This is a genomic window from Haloarcula sp. Atlit-120R, from assembly GCF_003665885.1.
In the GTDB taxonomy this organism is placed as follows: domain Archaea; phylum Halobacteriota; class Halobacteria; order Halobacteriales; family Haloarculaceae; genus Haloarcula; species Haloarcula taiwanensis.
Window position 1 is genome coordinate 354,512 of sequence record NZ_QPLN01000004.1, and the last position, 18,424, is coordinate 372,935.

At 63.7% G+C, this 18,424-nt stretch carries 18 protein-coding genes and 1 tRNA gene; 13 read left to right on the forward strand and 6 right to left on the reverse strand.

Going from position 1 to position 18,424, the window contains the following annotated elements; all coding sequences use genetic code 11:
- The first annotated feature begins 35 nt into the window (after window positions 1–35).
- From DVK01_RS16235 to DVK01_RS16245, 3 genes are all read left to right on the forward strand, one after another.
- Window positions 36–1,433: a deoxyribodipyrimidine photo-lyase gene (locus tag DVK01_RS16235; RefSeq protein WP_101350021.1), complete on the forward strand. Its 1,398-nt coding sequence runs from the start codon at window positions 36–38 to the stop codon at window positions 1,431–1,433.
- Between the two features lie 182 nt (window positions 1,434–1,615).
- Entirely contained in the window at window positions 1,616–2,227 is a 612-nt protein-coding gene (gene sod, locus DVK01_RS16240) for a superoxide dismutase (RefSeq protein ID WP_053968142.1), read from the forward strand.
- 187 nt (window positions 2,228–2,414) lie between these two features.
- Window positions 2,415–3,791, forward strand: a complete 1,377-nt coding sequence (locus tag DVK01_RS16245; RefSeq protein ID WP_101350020.1) for an ABC transporter substrate-binding protein — start codon at window positions 2,415–2,417, stop codon at window positions 3,789–3,791.
- Between the two features lie 30 nt (window positions 3,792–3,821).
- Here DVK01_RS16245 and DVK01_RS16250 read toward each other — a convergent pair whose 3' ends face one another.
- From DVK01_RS16250 to DVK01_RS16265, 4 genes are read right to left on the reverse strand one after another with little or no spacing between them, the layout of a single operon-like run.
- On the reverse strand, window positions 3,822–4,577 hold the full coding sequence (locus DVK01_RS16250; protein ID WP_121512332.1) for an ABC transporter ATP-binding protein: 756 nt from the start codon (window positions 4,575–4,577) through the stop codon (window positions 3,822–3,824).
- Entirely contained in the window at window positions 4,574–5,404 is an 831-nt protein-coding gene (locus DVK01_RS16255) for an ABC transporter ATP-binding protein (protein WP_101350018.1), read from the reverse strand. The genes DVK01_RS16250 and DVK01_RS16255 overlap by 4 nt, the downstream gene beginning before the upstream one ends.
- Complete coding sequence (locus DVK01_RS16260; protein ID WP_101350017.1) at window positions 5,397–6,680, reverse strand: branched-chain amino acid ABC transporter permease; 1,284 nt, start codon at window positions 6,678–6,680, stop codon at window positions 5,397–5,399. Before DVK01_RS16260 ends, DVK01_RS16255 begins: the two co-directional genes overlap by 8 nt.
- Window positions 6,677–7,792 (reverse strand): branched-chain amino acid ABC transporter permease, encoded by a 1,116-nt coding sequence (locus DVK01_RS16265; RefSeq protein ID WP_121537566.1) that lies wholly within the window; start codon window positions 7,790–7,792, stop codon window positions 6,677–6,679. Before DVK01_RS16265 ends, DVK01_RS16260 begins: the two co-directional genes overlap by 4 nt.
- Before the next feature lie 318 nt (window positions 7,793–8,110).
- Between DVK01_RS16265 and DVK01_RS16270 the strand changes: the two genes are divergently transcribed.
- The 5 genes from DVK01_RS16270 to DVK01_RS16290 all read left to right on the forward strand — a co-directional run bounded on the left by DVK01_RS16270 (window position 8,111) and on the right by DVK01_RS16290 (window position 12,710).
- Window positions 8,111–9,325 carry a hypothetical protein gene (locus DVK01_RS16270; RefSeq protein WP_101350015.1) on the forward strand — a complete coding sequence of 405 codons (1,215 nt, stop codon included), beginning with the start codon at window positions 8,111–8,113 and terminating at the stop codon, window positions 9,323–9,325.
- A 140-nt stretch (window positions 9,326–9,465) separates the two neighbouring features.
- A tRNA-Glu gene (locus tag DVK01_RS16275) sits at window positions 9,466–9,540 on the forward strand.
- Between the two features lie 74 nt (window positions 9,541–9,614).
- The gene (locus DVK01_RS16280) at window positions 9,615–10,310 is read left to right on the forward strand and encodes a molybdopterin-binding protein (protein ID WP_101350014.1); all 696 of its coding nucleotides are present in this window, start codon (window positions 9,615–9,617) and stop codon (window positions 10,308–10,310) included.
- Window positions 10,311–10,506: 196 nt separating this feature from the next.
- A complete protein-coding gene (locus DVK01_RS16285; RefSeq protein WP_121512336.1) occupies window positions 10,507–11,577 on the forward strand; it encodes an ATP-NAD kinase family protein in 1,071 nt (356 codons plus the stop codon).
- A 98-nt stretch (window positions 11,578–11,675) separates the two neighbouring features.
- Window positions 11,676–12,710, forward strand: coding sequence for a phosphate uptake regulator PhoU (locus DVK01_RS16290; RefSeq protein ID WP_004961528.1), 1,035 nt, complete (start codon window positions 11,676–11,678; stop codon window positions 12,708–12,710).
- On the opposite strand, the gene DVK01_RS22595 is transcribed toward DVK01_RS16290, so the two are convergent.
- On the reverse strand, window positions 12,676–12,945 hold the full coding sequence (locus tag DVK01_RS22595) for a hypothetical protein (protein ID WP_233562796.1): 270 nt from the start codon (window positions 12,943–12,945) through the stop codon (window positions 12,676–12,678). The two genes, DVK01_RS16290 and DVK01_RS22595, sit on opposite strands and share 35 nt — an antisense overlap.
- Window positions 12,946–13,077: 132 nt before the next feature.
- Between DVK01_RS22595 and DVK01_RS16300 the strand changes: the two genes are divergently transcribed.
- From DVK01_RS16300 to DVK01_RS16320, 5 genes are all read left to right on the forward strand, one after another.
- Entirely contained in the window at window positions 13,078–13,275 is a 198-nt protein-coding gene (locus tag DVK01_RS16300; protein WP_101351434.1) for a hypothetical protein, read from the forward strand.
- A 63-nt stretch (window positions 13,276–13,338) separates the two neighbouring features.
- The gene (locus DVK01_RS16305) at window positions 13,339–13,566 is read left to right on the forward strand and encodes a hypothetical protein (protein ID WP_004592831.1); all 228 of its coding nucleotides are present in this window, start codon (window positions 13,339–13,341) and stop codon (window positions 13,564–13,566) included.
- 67 nt (window positions 13,567–13,633) lie between these two features.
- Window positions 13,634–14,065: an SRPBCC family protein gene (locus DVK01_RS16310; RefSeq protein ID WP_101350012.1), complete on the forward strand. Its 432-nt coding sequence runs from the start codon at window positions 13,634–13,636 to the stop codon at window positions 14,063–14,065.
- Window positions 14,062–14,880 (forward strand): carbon-nitrogen family hydrolase, encoded by an 819-nt coding sequence (locus DVK01_RS16315; protein WP_121537568.1) that lies wholly within the window; start codon window positions 14,062–14,064, stop codon window positions 14,878–14,880. The genes DVK01_RS16310 and DVK01_RS16315 overlap by 4 nt, the downstream gene beginning before the upstream one ends.
- Before the next feature lie 78 nt (window positions 14,881–14,958).
- Window positions 14,959–15,978, forward strand: coding sequence for a DUF4349 domain-containing protein (locus DVK01_RS16320; RefSeq protein WP_101350010.1), 1,020 nt, complete (start codon window positions 14,959–14,961; stop codon window positions 15,976–15,978).
- A gap of 271 nt (window positions 15,979–16,249) precedes the next feature.
- Here DVK01_RS16320 and DVK01_RS16325 read toward each other — a convergent pair whose 3' ends face one another.
- On the reverse strand, window positions 16,250–18,367 hold the full coding sequence (locus DVK01_RS16325) for a CDC48 family AAA ATPase (protein WP_101350009.1): 2,118 nt from the start codon (window positions 18,365–18,367) through the stop codon (window positions 16,250–16,252).
- Window positions 18,368–18,424 lie beyond the last annotated feature (57 nt).

The window sequence follows — 18,424 nt, forward strand, 5'->3', positions numbered from 1 at the left end:
AGTACCTTTTGGCCGGGCTGGTCCGTGTACTACGTATGCGTCTCCACTGGCATCGCCGTGACCTCCGGCCGACGGACAATGCTGGCCTCGCCGCGGCGACACCGTCCGACCGGGTTGTCCCGGTGTTCGTCTTCGACAGGGCCGTGCTCGACCACGCTGGCCCACCACGGGTCGTGTTCATGCTGGACGCGCTCGACAGTTTGCGCGAGTGGTACCGCGACCGCGGCAGTGACCTGATTGTAGCTGAGGGCGACCCCACCTCCGTTTTGCCAGAGCTGGCAGCCGAGTACGGCGCCGAAAAAGTCACCTGGGGCAAGGATTACTCCGGGCTCGCACGGGAACGTGACGCGGCCGTCCGGCAAGCCCTCGACGATGCGGACGTGGCCCGCGAGGCCGTCCAGAACGCCGTGTTGCACGAACCCGGTGAGATTACGACGAACGACGGCGACCCCTACAGCGTCTTCACCTACTTTGGCCGGAAATGGCACGACCGCGAGAAGGCGGCTCCCTATGAGCCGCCGTCAGCCGACGAACTGGCCGACGTCGACGGCGATACGCTCCCGACACTGGCCGACCTCGGCTTCGAGGAACCGGAAGCGGACGTGCCAGCGGCGGGAACCGATGAAGCGCGCGCCCTGCTCAATGACTTCCTCGACGAGAACGTCTACGAGTACGAGGAGCGCCGGGACTTCCCGGCTGACGAGTGCACGTCCCGGCTCTCGGCTCATCTGAAGTTCGGTACCATCGGTATTCGCGAGGTGTACGACCGCACGCAGGACGCCAAGGAGGGGACCGGCGGCGACCGTCGCGAGTCCGTCCGTGAGTTCCAGTCCCAGCTGGCCTGGCGAGAGTTTTACACGCAAGTACTGTTTGCCCATCCCCACGTCGTCAGTTCGAACTACAAGTCCTACGAGAATCCAATAGAGTGGGAAAACGACGAAGAGCTGTTGCAGGCCTGGAAAGACGGCGAGACGGGCTATCCCATCGTCGACGCCGGAATGCGACAGCTCCGGGAGGAAGCCTACATGCACAACCGCGTCCGGATGATCGTCGCCTCCTTCCTCACCAAGGACCTACTCATCGACTGGCGGCACGGCTACGAGTGGTTCCGGGAGAAACTGGTCGACCACGACACGGCCAACGACAACGGCGGCTGGCAGTGGGCAGCCTCAACGGGGACCGACGCACAGCCCTACTTCCGCATCTTCAATCCGATGACACAGGGTGAAGACTACGACCCGAGCGCCGAGTACATCAAGGAGTACGTCCCGGAGTTACGGGACGCTGCGCCAGAAGTTATCCACGACTGGAACGAGTGCTCGCTCACACAACGGCGCAACGCTGCGCCGGAGTACCCGGACCCAGTTGTCGACCACAGTGAGCGACGCGAGCAAGCCCTCGCGATGTTCGAGCAGGCCAGAGGAGACGACTAGGGCGGCTTCGTTCTGCTTTGCTGAACTCTCCCGGGCGCTTACACGCGAAACGAAGGCGCTCGATAGCGTCTCTGCCACGGGCCGTCACCGCTCTGTCTCGCTGTCCTTGTCTAGTGCTACCAAATGGCTCCTAAACGTTTAACAGGCAGCCGCGCGACAGATATTGATGGAGGCGTTTTCATATGTCCGAACACTCAAATCCCGAACTGCCACCGCTCCCGTACGACTACGACGCACTGGAGCCACACATCTCCGAGCAGGTGCTCACCTGGCACCACGACACCCACCACCAGGGGTACGTAAACGGCCTCGAATCGGCCGAGGAGACGCTCGCCGAGAACCGCGAGTCCGGTGACTTCGGCTCGAGCGCTGCTGCGATGGGCAACGTCACCCACAACGGCTGTGGGCACTATCTCCACACGCTGTTCTGGGAGAACATGGACCCCAACGGCGGCGGTGAGCCGGAGGGTGCCCTCCGTGACCGCATCGAGGAGGACTTCGGCTCTTACGAAGGCTGGAAAGGCGAGTTCGAAGCCGCCGCATCTGCCGCCGGCGGCTGGGCGCTGCTCGTGTACGACCCCGTTGCCAAGCAACTGCGCAACGTGCCGGTCGACAAGCACGACCAGGGCGCACTCTGGGGCTCCCATCCCATCCTCGCGCTCGACGTCTGGGAGCACTCCTATTACTACGACTACGGTCCCGCCCGCGGTGACTTCATCGACGCCTTCTTCGAGGTCGTCGACTGGGACAAGGCTGCTGAAGAGTACGAGAAGTCGGTCAGTCACTTCGAGTAAGGGACGACCATCGACGTTTTTTGCAGCGGTGCTGGTCCTCTGAGCGCTATCTGAACCGATAGCGAGTAGTTCAACGTTAATATCTAACGACGGCAACAAAAAATATCGATGCGCTCGTAGCAGACTACGGAACAGCAGGGTTACGGGAGGATATAGTTTTATAAGATGTGCATCACTGGTAAGTGGTATGTCTCGCGATACCAATCGGCGAGCGTTCCTGAAGCGAACCGGGGCGATAAGCACTGTCGGTCTGCTCGGCGGATTAGCAGGCTGTTCGACTGAACAGACCGGCGGAGATGGCGGAGACGGCGGGGACGGGGGTGATGGCGGAATGACCGGAACCGGGACCGAGTCCGGTGGCGACAGCGGTCCGGAGTCTCCGGACGTGCTGATGGTCGTCGGCTACCCCCAGAGTGGTGTCCAACTGTTCAAGGACTTCTATGCCGACTATGGCGACGACGCCGCCGATATCCTCGTCACCGACGGACTGCAGGACGGGGAGCTGCCGAGCAACGTCGGTAATGACATGTCGAACGCCCGTGGTACGGCCCCGTCAGCGGCCGGACCTGGCGTCGATACGTTCACCGACCTGTTCACCTCCGAGTTCGATTACGACGAGGCCGGCGTGTTCACCTCACAGGCCTACGACGCGACGGCAGTTCAGATTCTTGCGAACGTGCTGGCCGGCGAAAACGACGGACAAGCCGTCCGGAATCACATGCGCGTCGTCGCCAACCCCGGGGGTGACACGTACGGTCCCTCCGAACTGCCAGCGGCCGTCGAAGCGGCCGCCGCGGGCGAGAACATCCAGTACGAGGGGGCGTCGAGTGCAGTCAACTTCGACGAAAACGGGGACATGGCCTCCGCGCAGTATCAGGTCTTTGGCTTCCAGGACGGCGGTGGCATCGAATCGCTCAGCACCGTCGACTTCAACGCTGGCGACGACATCCCGCAGCCGGAACCAAACGGCTCCGGGAGCGACTCCGGACGGACGATCCGGTTCGGTGTGCTGATGCCCGAGACCGGCGATCTCGGGCCGCTCGGAAGGCCAATCCGCGACGGCGCGATACTTCCGGCCCTGCAACTCGAAGGCGAGGTCGACTTCGAGTTCGACTATCAGGTCGGTGACACCCAGACGCAGGCGCAGGCGGGCATCGACGCGGCCAACTCACTGGTCAGTGCGGGCTATCCGTCTATCACCGGTGCGGCCAGCTCCGAAACGTCGATACAGGTCGCCAGGAACGTGCTCATCGACAGCGGCGTCGTCGGCTGTTCGCCGGCGTCCACGTCGCCGACGATTACCGACCTCGAAGACAACGACTACATGTTCCGTACCCCACCCAGCGACGCCCTGCAGGGGCAGGTCCTGGCGCAAGTCGGCGTGGACGAACTCGGTGCCGAGACTGCATCGACGCTGTACGTGAACAACAGCTACGGGCAGGCGTTGCAGGAGGCGTTTGCCGGCGCGTTCGAAGCGGAGGGCGGAACCATCGTCAATCAGGTCGGCTTCGAGCAACAACAGTCGTCCTACACGTCTGAGATCAACAGTGCGATGAACCAGTAACGGGGCCGCAGCGCCAACTGTTTTTTTTATTTATCCCCCGAGGAAGTCCTGTCGAACCTGCTCGTCGTTGAGGAGAACCGTTCCGTCGTCCTCGTAGCGGTTCTGTCCCTGTACGAGCACGTAGCCCCGGTCACACCGCCGGAGTGCCTCTTTTGCGTTTTGCTCGACCATTAGAATGGCCGTCCCGTCGTCGTTGATGCGGTCGATGCGGTCGAACATATCGTCGACGAGGTCAGGAGCGAGCCCGGCAGACGGCTCGTCGAGCAACAGCAGGTCGGGATCGAGCATCAGCGCCCGCCCCATAGCGAGCATCTGCTGTTGGCCGCCCGACAGCGTCCCGGCCGACTGGTCGGACCGCTCCCGGAGAATCGGGAACCGCTCGTACACGTCCTCGATCCGGCCTTCCGGCACCTCGTCGAGGATGTACGCGCCCATCTCGAGGTTCTCGCGGACGCTCAGCGAGCCGAACACGTTGCCGGTCTGAGGGACGTAGCTGATTCCCTCGTAAATGATTTCGTCGGGATTTCGCTGACTGATATCGGTCCCGTCGAAGATGACATCCCCGCCCATGTACGTCGTCAGGCCGAAGACGGACTTCATCACTGTCGACTTGCCGGCTCCGTTCGGGCCGACGATGACGACGTACTCGCCGTCCGCAACGTCCATGTGGACGTCACTCAGGACCTGCAGGTCGCCGTAGCCCGCATCGAGGTCCCGGATGGCGAGAAGTCGCTCGGCTGGGTTAGGGAGCGTGACAGTCTCGGACTCCGTTGCACGCTGGCTCATACGTCACCTCCCAGATACGCCTCGAGTACCCGCTCGTCCGACTTGATGGTCTCGGCGTCCCCTTCGGCGAGGACGCTCCCCTGGTGCATGACGATGATGTGTTCGCAGTTGTTCATAATGACATCCATGTCGTGTTCGACCAGCAGGAAGGTCAGGCCCTGCTCTCGGCGGAGTTCGTGGATCCGCTCCAGCAACTTCTCTTCGAGCGTCGGATTGACGCCGGCGAGCGGTTCGTCCAGCAGGATCATCTCGGGGTCGGTCATCAGGACCCGCGCCATCTCAAGCAGCTTTCGCTGGCCGCCCGACAGATTGCCGGCGTTCTCGTGTGCGAGGTGATCGATCTCGAAGAACTCCAGCGTCTCCCACGCGCGGTCGCGAACGGCGGTCTCGTCCGCGATCACGTCGCCGCGAAGCCCCGGCGTCACCGACCGGATGACCGATTCACCGACCTGCCCGCCCGGCGCGAGCATTACGTTCTCTATGACGGTCATGTCGGACAGTTCGCGGGCGATCTGGAACGTCCGGACTAGCCCGCGGTTTGCGAGCGTGTACGGCGCGAGCCCGGTGATATTCTGGCCGTCAAAGGTAACCCGACCGCCAGTCGGCTCGTGGATGCCCGTGATGCAGTTGAACGTCGTCGACTTGCCGGCCCCGTTCGGCCCGATGAGGCCAGTGAGCGACCCCTCTGCGACGGAGAACGTCGCCCCGTCGACCGCGACGACGCCACCGAACTCCTTGCGGAGGCCGTCGACTTCCAGCAGTGGCGACTCGATCGCGTCGCTCGTGACGGCGGTCTCCTGTCGCGGTGCAGCATCAGGTTCACTCATCTGCCTCACCTCCTGACCCTGACTGCGATCTATCGAGGCGCACGCTCGTTGCGGGTTCGTTCCGGTGGCCAAGCAGCCCCTCTGGCTGGTTCTGAATGATGTATATCAGCACGACGCCGATGAGAACGAACCGGAGCGTACTGACGTTGCTAATGGTGTATGCGAGGAGAGGAAGTGGATCCAGCGACCCGAGCCCGGCGACTGCGTCGATGATGTTGCCGGGTGCGCGAGTGCCGCCAAGAGTGACGTTCTCGCCCAGTCGGGCGGGCAGGTAGAACAGCAGCCCGGAGAACGTCGCTGCGCCGATGATACTCCCGGTGTTGGATCCGGAGCCGCCGATGATGAGCGCCGCGAACACGTAGAACGTAATCGTCGGTCTGAACTGCTGCGGGCTGACGTAGCCCGCCTGTCCGCGGAACAGGACGCCGGCCAGCCCCATCAGCGCACAGCCGATCATGAACGTCTTGATTTTGAACAGCCGGGTGTCCTTGCCCAGTGACTGGGTCACGGTCTCGTCCTCGCGGATCGCTTTCAGCACGCGGCCGAACGGCGAATTGGTGATTCGAGCGAGCACCCAGTAGCTCGCGGCCACGACCAGCAAGAGGAGTATTCCGTACGTGAGGTTCGCCAGGTTCGGCCCGGAGACGCCGACACCCTCCGCAGCGGTAACGAGTGGCTGCCCGACGCCGTTGATAAGCGTCGACGCCACCTCGTTCGCGGACTTGAACGAGATACCAGTCGCGCCGCCGGTTCCGAACGGCACCCCGAACAGCGAGACCTCGGCGAGGCCGTTCCAGTTGACGATAAGCCGGATGATCTCGGAGAACGCAACCGTCACGATGGCGAGGTAGTCTGCTTTCAGTCGAAGCGCCGGTAGCGCTGCGAGGCCGCCGACGATAGCGGCCATCACCATGCCGCCGATGAGGCCGAACCACAGCGGGAGGCCGAAGCCCGGGACCGCCCCGGCAGCCGGGTCAGTTGGCGCGGTGAGCACCGCCGTCGTGTACGCGCCGACGGCCATGAACCCCGCGATGCCGATATTGAACAGGCCGGTATATCCCCACTGGAGATTCAGCGCCAGCGCGAGGATGGCATAGCCACCGATAAGGACGGTCACGCTGCCGACGAAGCCGGCGGCGAGGTTCGTCCAGTTCGCACCGCCGACAGCGATTGCCAGCACGAGCATGACGGCCCAGATACTGGCGATGAAGCCGAGAACTAGCCCTACGTCTGGGAGTGCGTCCAGACGGTCTCGAACAGTATCAACAGTACTCATGCTGTCGACACCCCCCCGAAGATGCCGGACGGGCGCAACAGCAAGACGACGATGAGCACCAGAAACGCGGAAGCCCGGGTCAGCCCAGATGGCAACCAGATCAGGGCCAGACTGTCAACCAACCCGATGAGGACGCCGCCGGCCATCGCCCCGTATATCGAGCCGATACCGCCGACGATAACGGCGGCAAAGATGAGCAACAGCAGTATCCAACCGAAATTGAACGCGATGGTGCCGCTTTCCAGAACAAGGAGGTAGCCGCCGATGCCCGCCAGGCCGCCACCGAGAATCCAGGTGAGCCGGATCACGCGTTCAGTCGGAATCCCGGTCACGCGTGCGAGATCCTCGTTGTCAGCCATCGCCCGCATTGCTTTGCCCAGTTTCGTCCGCTGTAGCAGAAGGTGGACGCCGAGCATCAGCAGGACCGACACCACCAGCAGAGTGATTTCGTTGTCGGTCACCGAGATCATCGAGAAAACGGTCACCCGAAGCCCGCCGCTTGCGACCCCACTGGTCTGCGTGCCGAAGACGAACGCGATGAGATAGCGCAGCGCGAGCGCGACGCCGATTGACGCAATCAACAACGAGATGTTGTCCGTGTCGCGCATGGGGCGATAGGTGAGGCGGTCGATAAGTAACACGATACCGATGGACCCAACGCCGGCGATGACGAGACCCAGAAGCACCGGACCGAACGTCGAAACGGTGCTCAACTGCCGTCCCGAGTTAAGCATAAACAGCTCTGAAATCGGGGCTCCGGTCCCGAGGCCAGCGGTGATATAAGCGGCGACCCATCCCAGGAACGCCCCGACAGTCACCGTGTCCCCATGTGCGAAGTTAGCGAAGTCGAGGATGCTGTATGTCATCGACAGGCCGATTCCGGCGAGTCCAACCGCTAGTCCGACGAGCAGCCCGTCCACCACCATCGAGAGCAACGAGCCCACAGTGAGGGAGCCACCCAGCAACTTGGTTCCGAGGAAGAACACGGTTGTCCCAGCGAGCTTTGCAACTAAATCCAGCAAGAGGAAGCCACTTACAGCGGCTACCACTGCTGCGCCCGGCCGATCGCCCACCACTACGCGGCCGTCTCTTGCGAACTCAGCAATTCCCATAGGTTACCGTTCGTTGGACCCTCCTCTCTAAATAACCCACCGGAAATTTATGCGAAATACCGGTGTAGAAGCCAAGACACCGGTGTCAAAACAGGAATCGCCCCCTCCCATGGTCACGTGTTAGACGAGAGACAACCGATACCACGGGACAGAGTGCCGATTGAATCTACTTCGAACCCGGTGAGGGCTGTGAGATCGAGCGCCCGCACGGCGCGCGACACCGGTTTCGGTCACCAGCACCTTCGTTGTACTCGTATCGAGAAATCACCGGACACCGGCCCGATACTGACTGAGAACAGTGCTATTCACAGCGCTTTTATGCGGTCCATCGATGATATACGACAGATGGTACGCCTGGTCGTCGCCAGTCTCGTGCTGGTTCTCTTGCTGGGAAGCGGTGCCGCGCCGCTGGCGGTGGCACAGCCGACCGACGAGAGCGTCGGCGTCCAGACGCCGGACAGGTTCGACCGGACGACGTTCCAGGTCACGCTGTATCAGAACGGGTCCGCGGAGTGGGCTATCCTCCACCGGACCCCGCTCACGAACGAGTCCGAGCAACAGCAGTTCGAGGAGTTCGCCGCGGAGTTCGAGCAGTCAGAGCAGCCATTATACCAGAACTTCGTCAGGCAGTCGACGCTGCTGACGCAGTACGGGACGAACGTGACCGGCCGGAACATGAGTGCGACCGACTACGACCGGTCGGCAACGGTCGACCCGCTCCAGAACACTGGGACGGTGAAGATGTCGTTCCGCTGGCATAATTTCGCGGTCGTCGAGGGCGATGCAGTGGTTGTCAGCGACGTATTCGACGGCGGGTTCTACATCGGGTCGAGTCAGTCGTTCGTCTTTGAGCGCGGCCCCGAACTGACGTTCGTCGATGTCCAGCCGGACCCGGACTCACAGAGCGCCCCTGACTCGCTCGAAAACAGCGCGAGTGTCACGTGGAACGGCGAGCAGTCGTTCAACGACCGCCGGCCCTACGTGGAACTGGAACCGCGCGAGACCGGGCAGAATACCGAGACGGAGCGCGGTACCACGGCGGCTGCCGACGCCCCTGACGGGTCCAGTGGCGGGCCATCGTGGATGCTCCCGGCTGTCGTCATCTTTATCGCCCTCGTCGCCGGCGGTGCGGCCGCGTGGCGGTCCGGCGCGCTGGGACAGGTGCTGGGAACCGACGACGACGAACCGCCCGCTTCGACACCGTCAGCCGCTGCGGCCACGGAGCAGCCGTCGTCGGCTCCGCCGGGCGATGCAACAGCGGACACCGATACGCCCGACGAACCGGCGGTCCCTGACGAGGAGTTACTCACCGACAGCGACCGCGTCCGCAAGCTGCTGGAGGAGAACGGCGGCCGAATGAAGCAGGTGGATATCGTCGACAGCACCGACTGGTCGAAGTCGAAAGTGAGCATGCTCCTCTCTGACATGGAAGACGACGGCGATATCTCGAAGCTCAGGGTCGGCCGCGAGAACATAATCAGCCTCGCCGGTCAGGAACCCGACGCCGCTGGATCACCGTTTGACGATGAGTGATACGTCCGGCTGTGCGTCCGTGTGACATTTCGCTACCGCAGAGAGCTGGTAATAGTTACAGCGACCAGTATGATAAACCAGCACAGGGCGGGGCTGAAACGCAATGATTATACGTATCTCCTCGCTACGAAGTTGTGTACGCTCCGTTGGTGTAGTCCGGCCAATCATATCACCCTCTCACGGTGATGACTAGGGTTCAAATCCCTGACGGAGCATTTCTCTCCGATTCACTGAAACCGCTAAGTGCTGTGACCGACAGTATTTGTGTCCCCCAGTCCAAGCAGGCGGTATGCGCGTCGCGGTAGTCACGGTCGGAGACGAACTGCTCAGTGGCGAGACGGTCAACACGAACGCCGCGTGGCTGGGACAACAGCTCGCGGAGCGGGGCGTCACTGTCGGACGGACGACGGTCGTCCCCGACGAGATCGCGGACATCGCCCGCGTGGTCAACGAGTACCACGCGGAGTTCGATGCCGTCATCGTCACCGGCGGCCTCGGACCGACGCACGACGACAAAACCATCGAGGCCGTCGCCGCGGCGTTCGGCCGGGACGTCGTCGAGAGCGAGGACGCCATCGCGTGGCTGGAGGAACACGGCGGGTATACGCGCGACGACCTGACCGATGGGACCGGCGAGGTGCCGGAGGGGTCCCGTGTCTTGTCCAATCACGAGGGCGTCGCACCCGGCTGTGTCGTCGAGAGCTGTTACGTCTTGCCGGGCGTGCCGGCCGAGATGAAGCGGATGTTCGAGGAGGTCGCCGACGAGTTCACCGGCGAGCAGCGGTACGTGCGCACCGTCGACGCCGATGAGCCCGAGAGCGCGCTGCTCGACCGACTCGCGGAGGTACAGGAGCAGTTCCCGGTCAAGGTCGGTAGCTATCCGGGCGACCACGTGACCGTCCGGTTCGAGGGGACAGAGGAGAAGCTAGTCGAGGAGGCAGCGGCGTGGTTCAGCGAGCGCGTCGACTCACCAACGGCGGAGTGACTACCGGTAGAGATGGTTCAGCCAGAGAAACGTAAGCAGCAGGCCACCGAGCGTGATGACTGCGCCGGACGCGTTGATGATTCCTGTCTGGACGCCACTCTGGAGTACGACTGACATAGCTGTGCGTTCTGCGTGGGGTGGCTTGAAAGGCACGCTCCCGGGCCGCTTTTGCCGCAGGGTCGCGTAGTGACGGCGAATGCGACGAATCGGTGTCGTGGTCAACCCCATCGCTGGCATGGGCGGCCGCGTCGGCCTCAAGGGCACTGACGGGAAAGTCGACGAGGCGCGCCGCCGTGGTGCGGAGCAACGCGCACCGGACCGGGCACGGATCGCGCTGGAATCGCTCGCCCAGGTTGGGGCGGATGTGGAACTGCTCACGTACGGTGACCCGATGGGTGCGGATATCGCTCGCGAGGTAGGATTCGACCCGACTGTTGTCGGCGCTCCGGCAACCGCCGACGAGACGACGAGCGAGGACACGCGGGCGGCGGTCCGGGCCTTCGTCGAGGCTGACGCGGACGTGATTCTGTTCGTCGGCGGCGATGGCACGGCCGTGGACGTGGCGATGACCCTCGACGAACTGGGCGCGACGATCCCGATTCTCGGGGTGCCGGCGGGCGTCAAGGTGTACTCCTCCGTGTTCGGCGTGTCGCCGCGGGCGGCCGGCCGCATCGTCGCCCGCTTCTCTGAGACGGAGCGTGCGGAGGTCAACGACATCGACGAGGACGCCTTCAGGGGCGGGGAGGTCGTCACGGAACTGCGGGCGGTCGCCACGGTCCCCGTCGCCGACCAGCGCCAGTCGGCCAAGCAGCTGGGCGGCGGGAGCGTCGGGTCCCTCGCAGAGAGCGTCGCCGACGCCGTCGAACCAGGCGTCACGTACATTCTTGGTCCGGGGAGCACTGTCGGCGCTATCAAAGGTGAAATCGGATTCGACGGGACGACCCTTGGTGTCGATGTGTGGCGCGACGGAGAGGTACTCGTCCGCGACGCTGCCGAATCGGACATTCTCGATGCTCTCGGCGACCGGAATATCATCGTTGTCTCGCCCATCGGCGGGCAGGGGTTCGTGTTCGGCCGGGGGAACCAACAGTTGTCGCCGGCGGTCATCAGGCAGTGTGACCTCGAAGTGGTCGCTTCGCGGCGGAAGCTGGACGGCATCGGCACGCTCCGTGTCGACACTGGCGACTCGGAATTAGACGAGGAACTGCGCGGCTGGCTGCGGGTCCGCGTCGGGCGTCACGAGCGGAGACTTGTCGAAGTCGTCTGACGCTTCCACAGTCGAGGGCGGCAGGCCATGATATATCGCCCGCGGTATTTTATCATGTATAGTCAAGATTAAGGTATCTCACGCCCCACAAAGGACATATGGAAACACGGAAAGTCCAGCGACTGGGGCCGTCGACGCTCGCGATGACGCTGCCTGCGGAGTGGGCCAGTGCGCACGACGTCGAAAAAGGTGACGAGGTGTCGCTACGGATGGGCGGCAAAGGCACGCTGACAGTCATGCCCGAGTCCGTCCAGACCGAGGAGTCGGAGGCTATCATCCACGCGGAGAATCTCGATGCAGCGTCTGTCGAGCGGGCTATCGTCGCCCAGTACGTGCTCGGCCGGCGCGTCATCCACGTCGAAGCCCCAGAGGGCGAGACGCTGGAATCCTCTCACATCAACGCCGTTTACAACGCCGAAACCCAGCTGATGGGGCTTGGTGTCATCGAGGAGACGCCCGACCGAATCGCCATCCGCTGTTCCGTCGACCCGGAGGACTTCACGCTCAACAACCTCCTCGAACGGCTGGAGTCCACCGGCTCGACGATGCGAAACGAGGCAGTAAAATCTCTCGCACACGGCAACCCCGATCTCGCGCAGCGAGCGCTCAACCGCGAGCGACAGGCCAACAAGATATTCGTCCTCCTGCTTCGCCTCATCTTCACGGCCTACCAGAACCCGAATCTCGCGCGGGCCATCGGCCTCAACGACGGCTTCCCGCTCATCGGCTACCGCTCGATTGCGAAGAACCTCGAACTGACCGCCGACAACGCCGAGGACATCGCCGAAATCGCCCTCGAGACCGAGGACCACTCGCTCAACGTCGACAGTTCGACGATGCGGCGCATCCGCGAGTTCACCGACCAGGTCAACGACATCACCGAGCTGGCGGTGCAGGCAGCCGTCGACCGCAACTACGACACCGCGATTCAGGTCCGGGAGCTGTACAAGGACATCGGCGACAAGGAACACGAGATTCTGGACGACCTGCCGGAGATGGACAACGAGGCGCTGCTGGAAGTGCGTGAAGTGCTCGTCAGCCTCCAGCAGACCGCCGAGTTCGCGGTCCGGAGCGCCGAAATCGCGACGAACCTCGCGCTCAACGAGGAGTCCGAGCACACGACCATCGAGTAAGCGACGCCGAATCGGTCCGGTTTTTTTCCTTCCGCTGGCCGTGCCGTGTCTGTCTCGACGACGGAGCGCCCTCTCCGACGGTCACGTCGTTCATCCGGATGGTGTAGCCGACCTTCGTAATCGTGTAGGGGTACGGCTTGGGGTTGTAGGTGTCGAACGCGAGGTGCAGCGGCGTCTCGGACTGTGTGAGGTTCGCCCGGTCCCACGCGCCGCGGGTCTCGTTGACGTAGAGCACCGGGTCCGAGACGAGCGGCTGGTTCGCTTCGACGGGTTGGTATATGTCCTGTGGCCCCAGCCCGAATGAACTAAGTGGGCAACACCGAAAGCGTCGTACATGAGTTCCAAGGCGTCCAAAAGCGACATGGGGATGGGCCTGGCCCTGGTGTTCGGGCTCGTCTCGGTCGGTGCGGCCCTGTTCACAGCAACTAACAGCTACAACTACGCAGTGTTGCACGCACAGGAGCTTGAGACGGGGAACCTGCTCGTGACGTCCGGCGGCGCGTTCGGGCTCGCGATGCTCGCCGCGGCCGTGGCTATCGTGGCGATCCACGCCTACGACGCCTGATACCGGTATCAGCTGCGAGACTGTGAAGGGAACCGTTAAAAACGCCGAGACCGTATCTCCTATATGGCCGATTACAGCGAGGAAGACCGACGCATTCTCGAATATCTCCGGGACAGCGTCTCGCGTGGGGAGAGCTACTTCCGCGCGAAGAACATCGCTGAGCAGCTCGGCCTCTCGTCGAAGCAAGTGGGTGCGCGACTCCCACGCTTAGCTGAGGAGGCCGACGAGGTCGAGATCGAGAAATGGGGGCGCGCACGGTCGACGACGTGGCGCGTCACGCCGACTGGATAGCCGCTGCCGGGTTTTCCGCACTGTTACAATCGGTGGATTCATCGGCCAGTAGTCCTCAGTATCTTCCATGACTGTCCGGGTCGAACGAACGATGACTGTGCCGGCCACACCGGAACGTGTCTGGGAATTCATCACTGACCCGGATAAACGGGCCCGGCCGATTAGTGTGGTCACTGACTGGGAAATCATCGACGACACACACGCGAACTGGTCGATCGAACTCCCGATTCCGGTGGTCAACCAGACGATGACGGTGAAAACCGAGGACGTCGAACAGCGTCGCCCGGAGTACGCTCGCTTTATCGGTCGCTCGAAGGTGATGACCGTTCAGGGCGAACACGAACTCGAAGAGACAGCCGACGGCGGCACGAAGCTGACGAACCGGTTCATCGTCGACGGCAAGCTCCCGGGCGTCGAGCGCTTCTTCAAGCGGAACCTCGACGGCGAGATGCAGAACCTCGAACAGGCGCTGCGGGACGACCTCGAAGTCGAAGCATGAGGCTCACACTTGCCCAGATAGACGTCTCGTCGGACTCGGTCGCCGAGAACGTCAGCCGCGCGACGACCGCCATCAAGGACGCGGCCGCGGACGGCGCGGACCTCGTCGTGCTTCCGGAACTGTTCAACGTCGGCTACTTCGCGTTCGACCGATACGCACGCGAAGCAGAGGGGCTGGACGGCGAGACGCTCAGTCGAATCCGCAGCACCGGCGCGGACCACGACGTGGCTGTGTTGGCCGGGAGCGTCGTCGAGGACCTGGCGACGAGCGCTGAGGCCGGGTTCGACGTGCCCGCCGATGCCGGACTGGCGAACACCGCCGTATTCTTCGACCGCGACGGGGAGCGACGGGCAGTGTATCGCAAACAGCATCTGTTTGGCTACGACTCCGCGGAATCCCAGCTACTGGAGCCGGGTGAGACGGTTCCGACTGTCGACTTCGAGGGGTTCACTGTCGGAGTCACCACCTGCTACGACCTCCGGTTCCCAGCGCTGTACCGCCACCTCGTCGACGAGGGCGTGACGCTGACGCTCGTGCCCAGTGCGTGGCCGTATCCGCGCGTCGAGCACTGGAAACTGTTCGGTCGCGCCCGCGCAGTCGAGAATCAGCTGTACGTCGCCGCAGCGAACGGCGTCGGGAAATTCGAGGACGCGGAACTGCTGGGTCGGTCGACGGTGTACGACCCGTGGGGAACGACGCTCGCCAGCGCCGACGACCACCCCGCGCTGGTGACTGCCACTCTCGACCCGACCCGTGTCGAACAGGTCCGCGAGGAGTTTCCGGCGCTTGCAGACCGCCGGACGGACTGGCCATAACCGCAGTCGCTGTTTGACAAAAAGCGGTTTTTGAGCGTTCGCTGTCATTATACCGTCGTCAGGACGATTCCATCCCGTATGGCTTCGCGAGTTAGGGTCCTCGCTGTCGTCGCCCTCCTCCTCCTTGCCGGCTGTGCCGGTCTGGGTGGGAGCAGCGACGCGGGCGGGCCACAGGGCGGCGGTGACGGCGCACAGATGTCCGGCGGTGACAGCAGCTCAAGTCAGCCCGTCGAAGCGGACTCCGGGGCGAACGCCGCGGATAGCGGGAATATTCAGGCCGGCGACGCGGCGGCCGACCGGGCCATCATCCGCAACGGCCGGATGGTGGTCGAAGTGGAGAACTACTCGACGACGGCCGACGCAATCGCCGCCCGCGCTCGCGCGTCCGGCGGGTACGTGAGCGACTCCAACCGTGAACTCCACCGCGATGACGGCGAAACGTGGTACACCGGATACATCGTCGTCAGAGTGCCAAGCGAGGAGTACGAGTCGACCCAGTCGATGGTGGCCGAGCAGGGGACGGTCCGCTCCGAAGAGACGACGACGAAAGACGTGACCGACAAACTGGTCGACCTCGAAGCGCGGCTGACCAATCTCCGGGAGCGCCGCGACAGACTGCGGGCCTTCTACGACCGGGCAAATAGCACGGAAGAACTGCTCCGCATCGAGGACGAACTGTCGTCAGTGCAGAGTGACATCGAACGTCTCGAAGCACAGAAACGCTCACTCGAACAGCGGGTCGCCTATTCGACGCTGCGTGTCGAAATCCACGAGCCAGCGCCGGAACCGTCGGCCCAGCAGGTGCCGTACCACGAGCGGTCGCTGGTCACTGCGTTCCTCTCGTCGGTGACCGACGTATACGTGTTCACCCGAGGCCTGCTGGTGACTGCTGCGAGTCTCGCGCCCTGGCTCGTCGCCCTCGCCGTTCCAGTCGTCGGCGGCCGGCGGCTCCTTCGCGGTCGGTCGCTCCCGCTACTGGGCCGACGTGGCGCGTCGGAATCAGCTACAGAGGACGGCGACGGTGGAGGCGGAGGCAACGCCCCACAGCAGGAGCCCACTGACCAACCGGATTCGGAGTCGCCTGACGATAAGGCGTAGCCGGAACCCGACAACCGGGCCTTTTTTGCATGTCCACTCGCTACGAGTAGCTGCCGGCAAGGCGCTTTTCACGTCGATGCCGGCGCTAACGCCCGTCTCGCTGCTCGGCCACTCGGCGTCGCTCGTCCGCCAAGGCTGTCCGGACAGCCTTTTTACTCCTCTCCCGGAGTCGACCCTTTCGCCTCTCCTCGCCTTTCGGCCGAACGCGTCAAGAGAAACCACTGACCAGCAGTTGCTGCAAAACGGCTTGACCCGACCGCGTCGCTCGTGGCTACCGCGCGCGTTCCCGTTCCAGCGCTTCGCTGAAGTGTGCACGCGTAATCGTCACTTCGTCGGCGTTCTCGGTGGCTTCCTCGGGCCCGTAGGCGGACGCCACCTCCCGGATGGCCAACATCGACGCTTCACGGACGACGGCCTCCAGTTCTGCGCCAGAGAAACCATCAGTCTCCTCGGCGAGGTCCCCGATATCGATGTCAGAAGCGAGCGGTTTCCCGGCGGTGTGGACAGCGAGAATCTCCTCACGAGCGTCACGGTCGGGGTTGGGGACCTCGACGTGCTGTTCGAGGCGACCCGGCCGCAGCAGCGCGTCGTCGATCATGTCCCGGCGGTTGGTCGCGGCCAACACGACCAGATTGGGGTTTTCGGTGATGCCGTCCAGTTCGGCAAGCAGTTGCGAGACGACGCGCTCGGTGACTTCGTTGCCCTGGCCGCGGTGGCTGGCGATGGCGTCGATTTCATCGAGGAAGATGATGCTCGGCGCGGTCTGGCGGGCGCGCTCGAACAGTTCTCGGACGGCTTCCTCGCTCTCACCGACGTACCGGTCCATGATTTCCGGCCCGGCGACGTGGATGAAGTTCACGTCGCTCTCGCCGGCGACGGCCCGCGCCAGCAGGGTCTTCCCCGTCCCGGGCGGGCCGTACAGCAGGATACCGCTCGGTGGGTCCGTGTTCGTCGCGGTGAACAGTTCTCCGTACGACAGCGGCCACTCGATAGCCTCCGTCAGCGTCTGTTTGACCTCGGACAGCCCGCCCACGTCGTCGAACGTCGCCGTCGGCGACTCGGCGACGTACTCCCGCATCGCGCTGGGGTCGACTGTGGCGAGTGCACTTTCGAAGTCGTCTTGGTGGACGTCACCGTCATCGCGGTCCGCCCGGAGTGCGGCCATCGCGGCTTCAGTGGTCAGCGATGCGAGGTCCGCCCCGACAAAGCCGTGGGTCTGTGCGGCGATGCGGTCCAGATCTGCGTCCTCGTGGAGCGGCATGTCCCGCGTGTGAACATCCATAATCTCGCGACGGCCGCTCTCACCGGGGACGCCGATCTCGATTTCGCGGTCGAAGCGGCCGCCGCGGCGCAGCGCCGGGTCGATGGCGTCGACGCGGTTCGTCGCCCCGATGACGACGACCCGGCCGCGGTCTTCGAGGCCGTCCATCAGTGTGAGCAGCTGGGCGACGACGCGGTTCTCCATGTCGGCGTCCTCGTCGCGGGAGCCCGCGATGGAATCGATTTCGTCGACAAAGAGGATAGCCGGCGCGTTCGCCTCGGCCTTCTCGAAGGCCTCCCGGAGTCGCTCCTCGCTTTCGCCCTTGTACTTGGAGACGATTTCGGGGCCGGAGATGGTGTCGAAGTAGGCGTCGACTTCGTTGGCGACGGCACGGGCGATGAGGGTTTTCCCCGTCCCGGGCGGGCCGTGCAGGAGGACGCCGCTCGGGGGGTCGATGCCTAGGCGGCGGAACTCCTCGGGCTCGGAGAGGGGCATCTCGATCATCTCCCGGATGCGGTCCAGTTCCTCGTCGAGGCCGCCGATGTCCTCGTAGCTCACCCCGGACTCCGTCTCGGCGGTCGGTGTGTTCGCCGTGGCTGCCTCGTCGGATGACGACTGATCGGTATCGCTGCCGCCGTCGAGGCCGGGCAGCACAGTCACTGCCGTCGTGCCGGTGACCCGAACCGGCCCCGACGGCGACGTTTTGCGGACGAGAAAGGTCCCCAGCCCCTCGATGTGGGTCCGCTCGTCGGCCTGGATTATCTGATCGACGAGGCGCTTCCTGACCAGACTCTCGTAGTCCTCGCTGCCCGGCATCGGTTCGACCGGCTGGACGGCGATCTCAGTGGCCTCGGAGACTGACCCGCTGGTCACGGTGACCGTGTCACCGATGTTGACGCCGGCGTTCGCTCTGGTATCTGAGTCAATGCGGACGAAGGACCCGTCGTCATCCGCCGGCCAGACCTTCACGACAGTCCTATCGTCGCCTTCAACGATGACGGGCGACCCGCTCAGCACGCCCAGCTCAGTCCGTGCGGACTCCGGCAGTCGTGCGATACCGCGCCCGGCGTCGCGCTTGTTCGCACCCTCGACTGTGAGTTCGACACCGGCGTCAGTGGCCCCGCTCATGCCGCCTTCTTGCAATCCGACTCCCTTGAGGGTTCCCGTTGTGTTGCGGGAAAATAA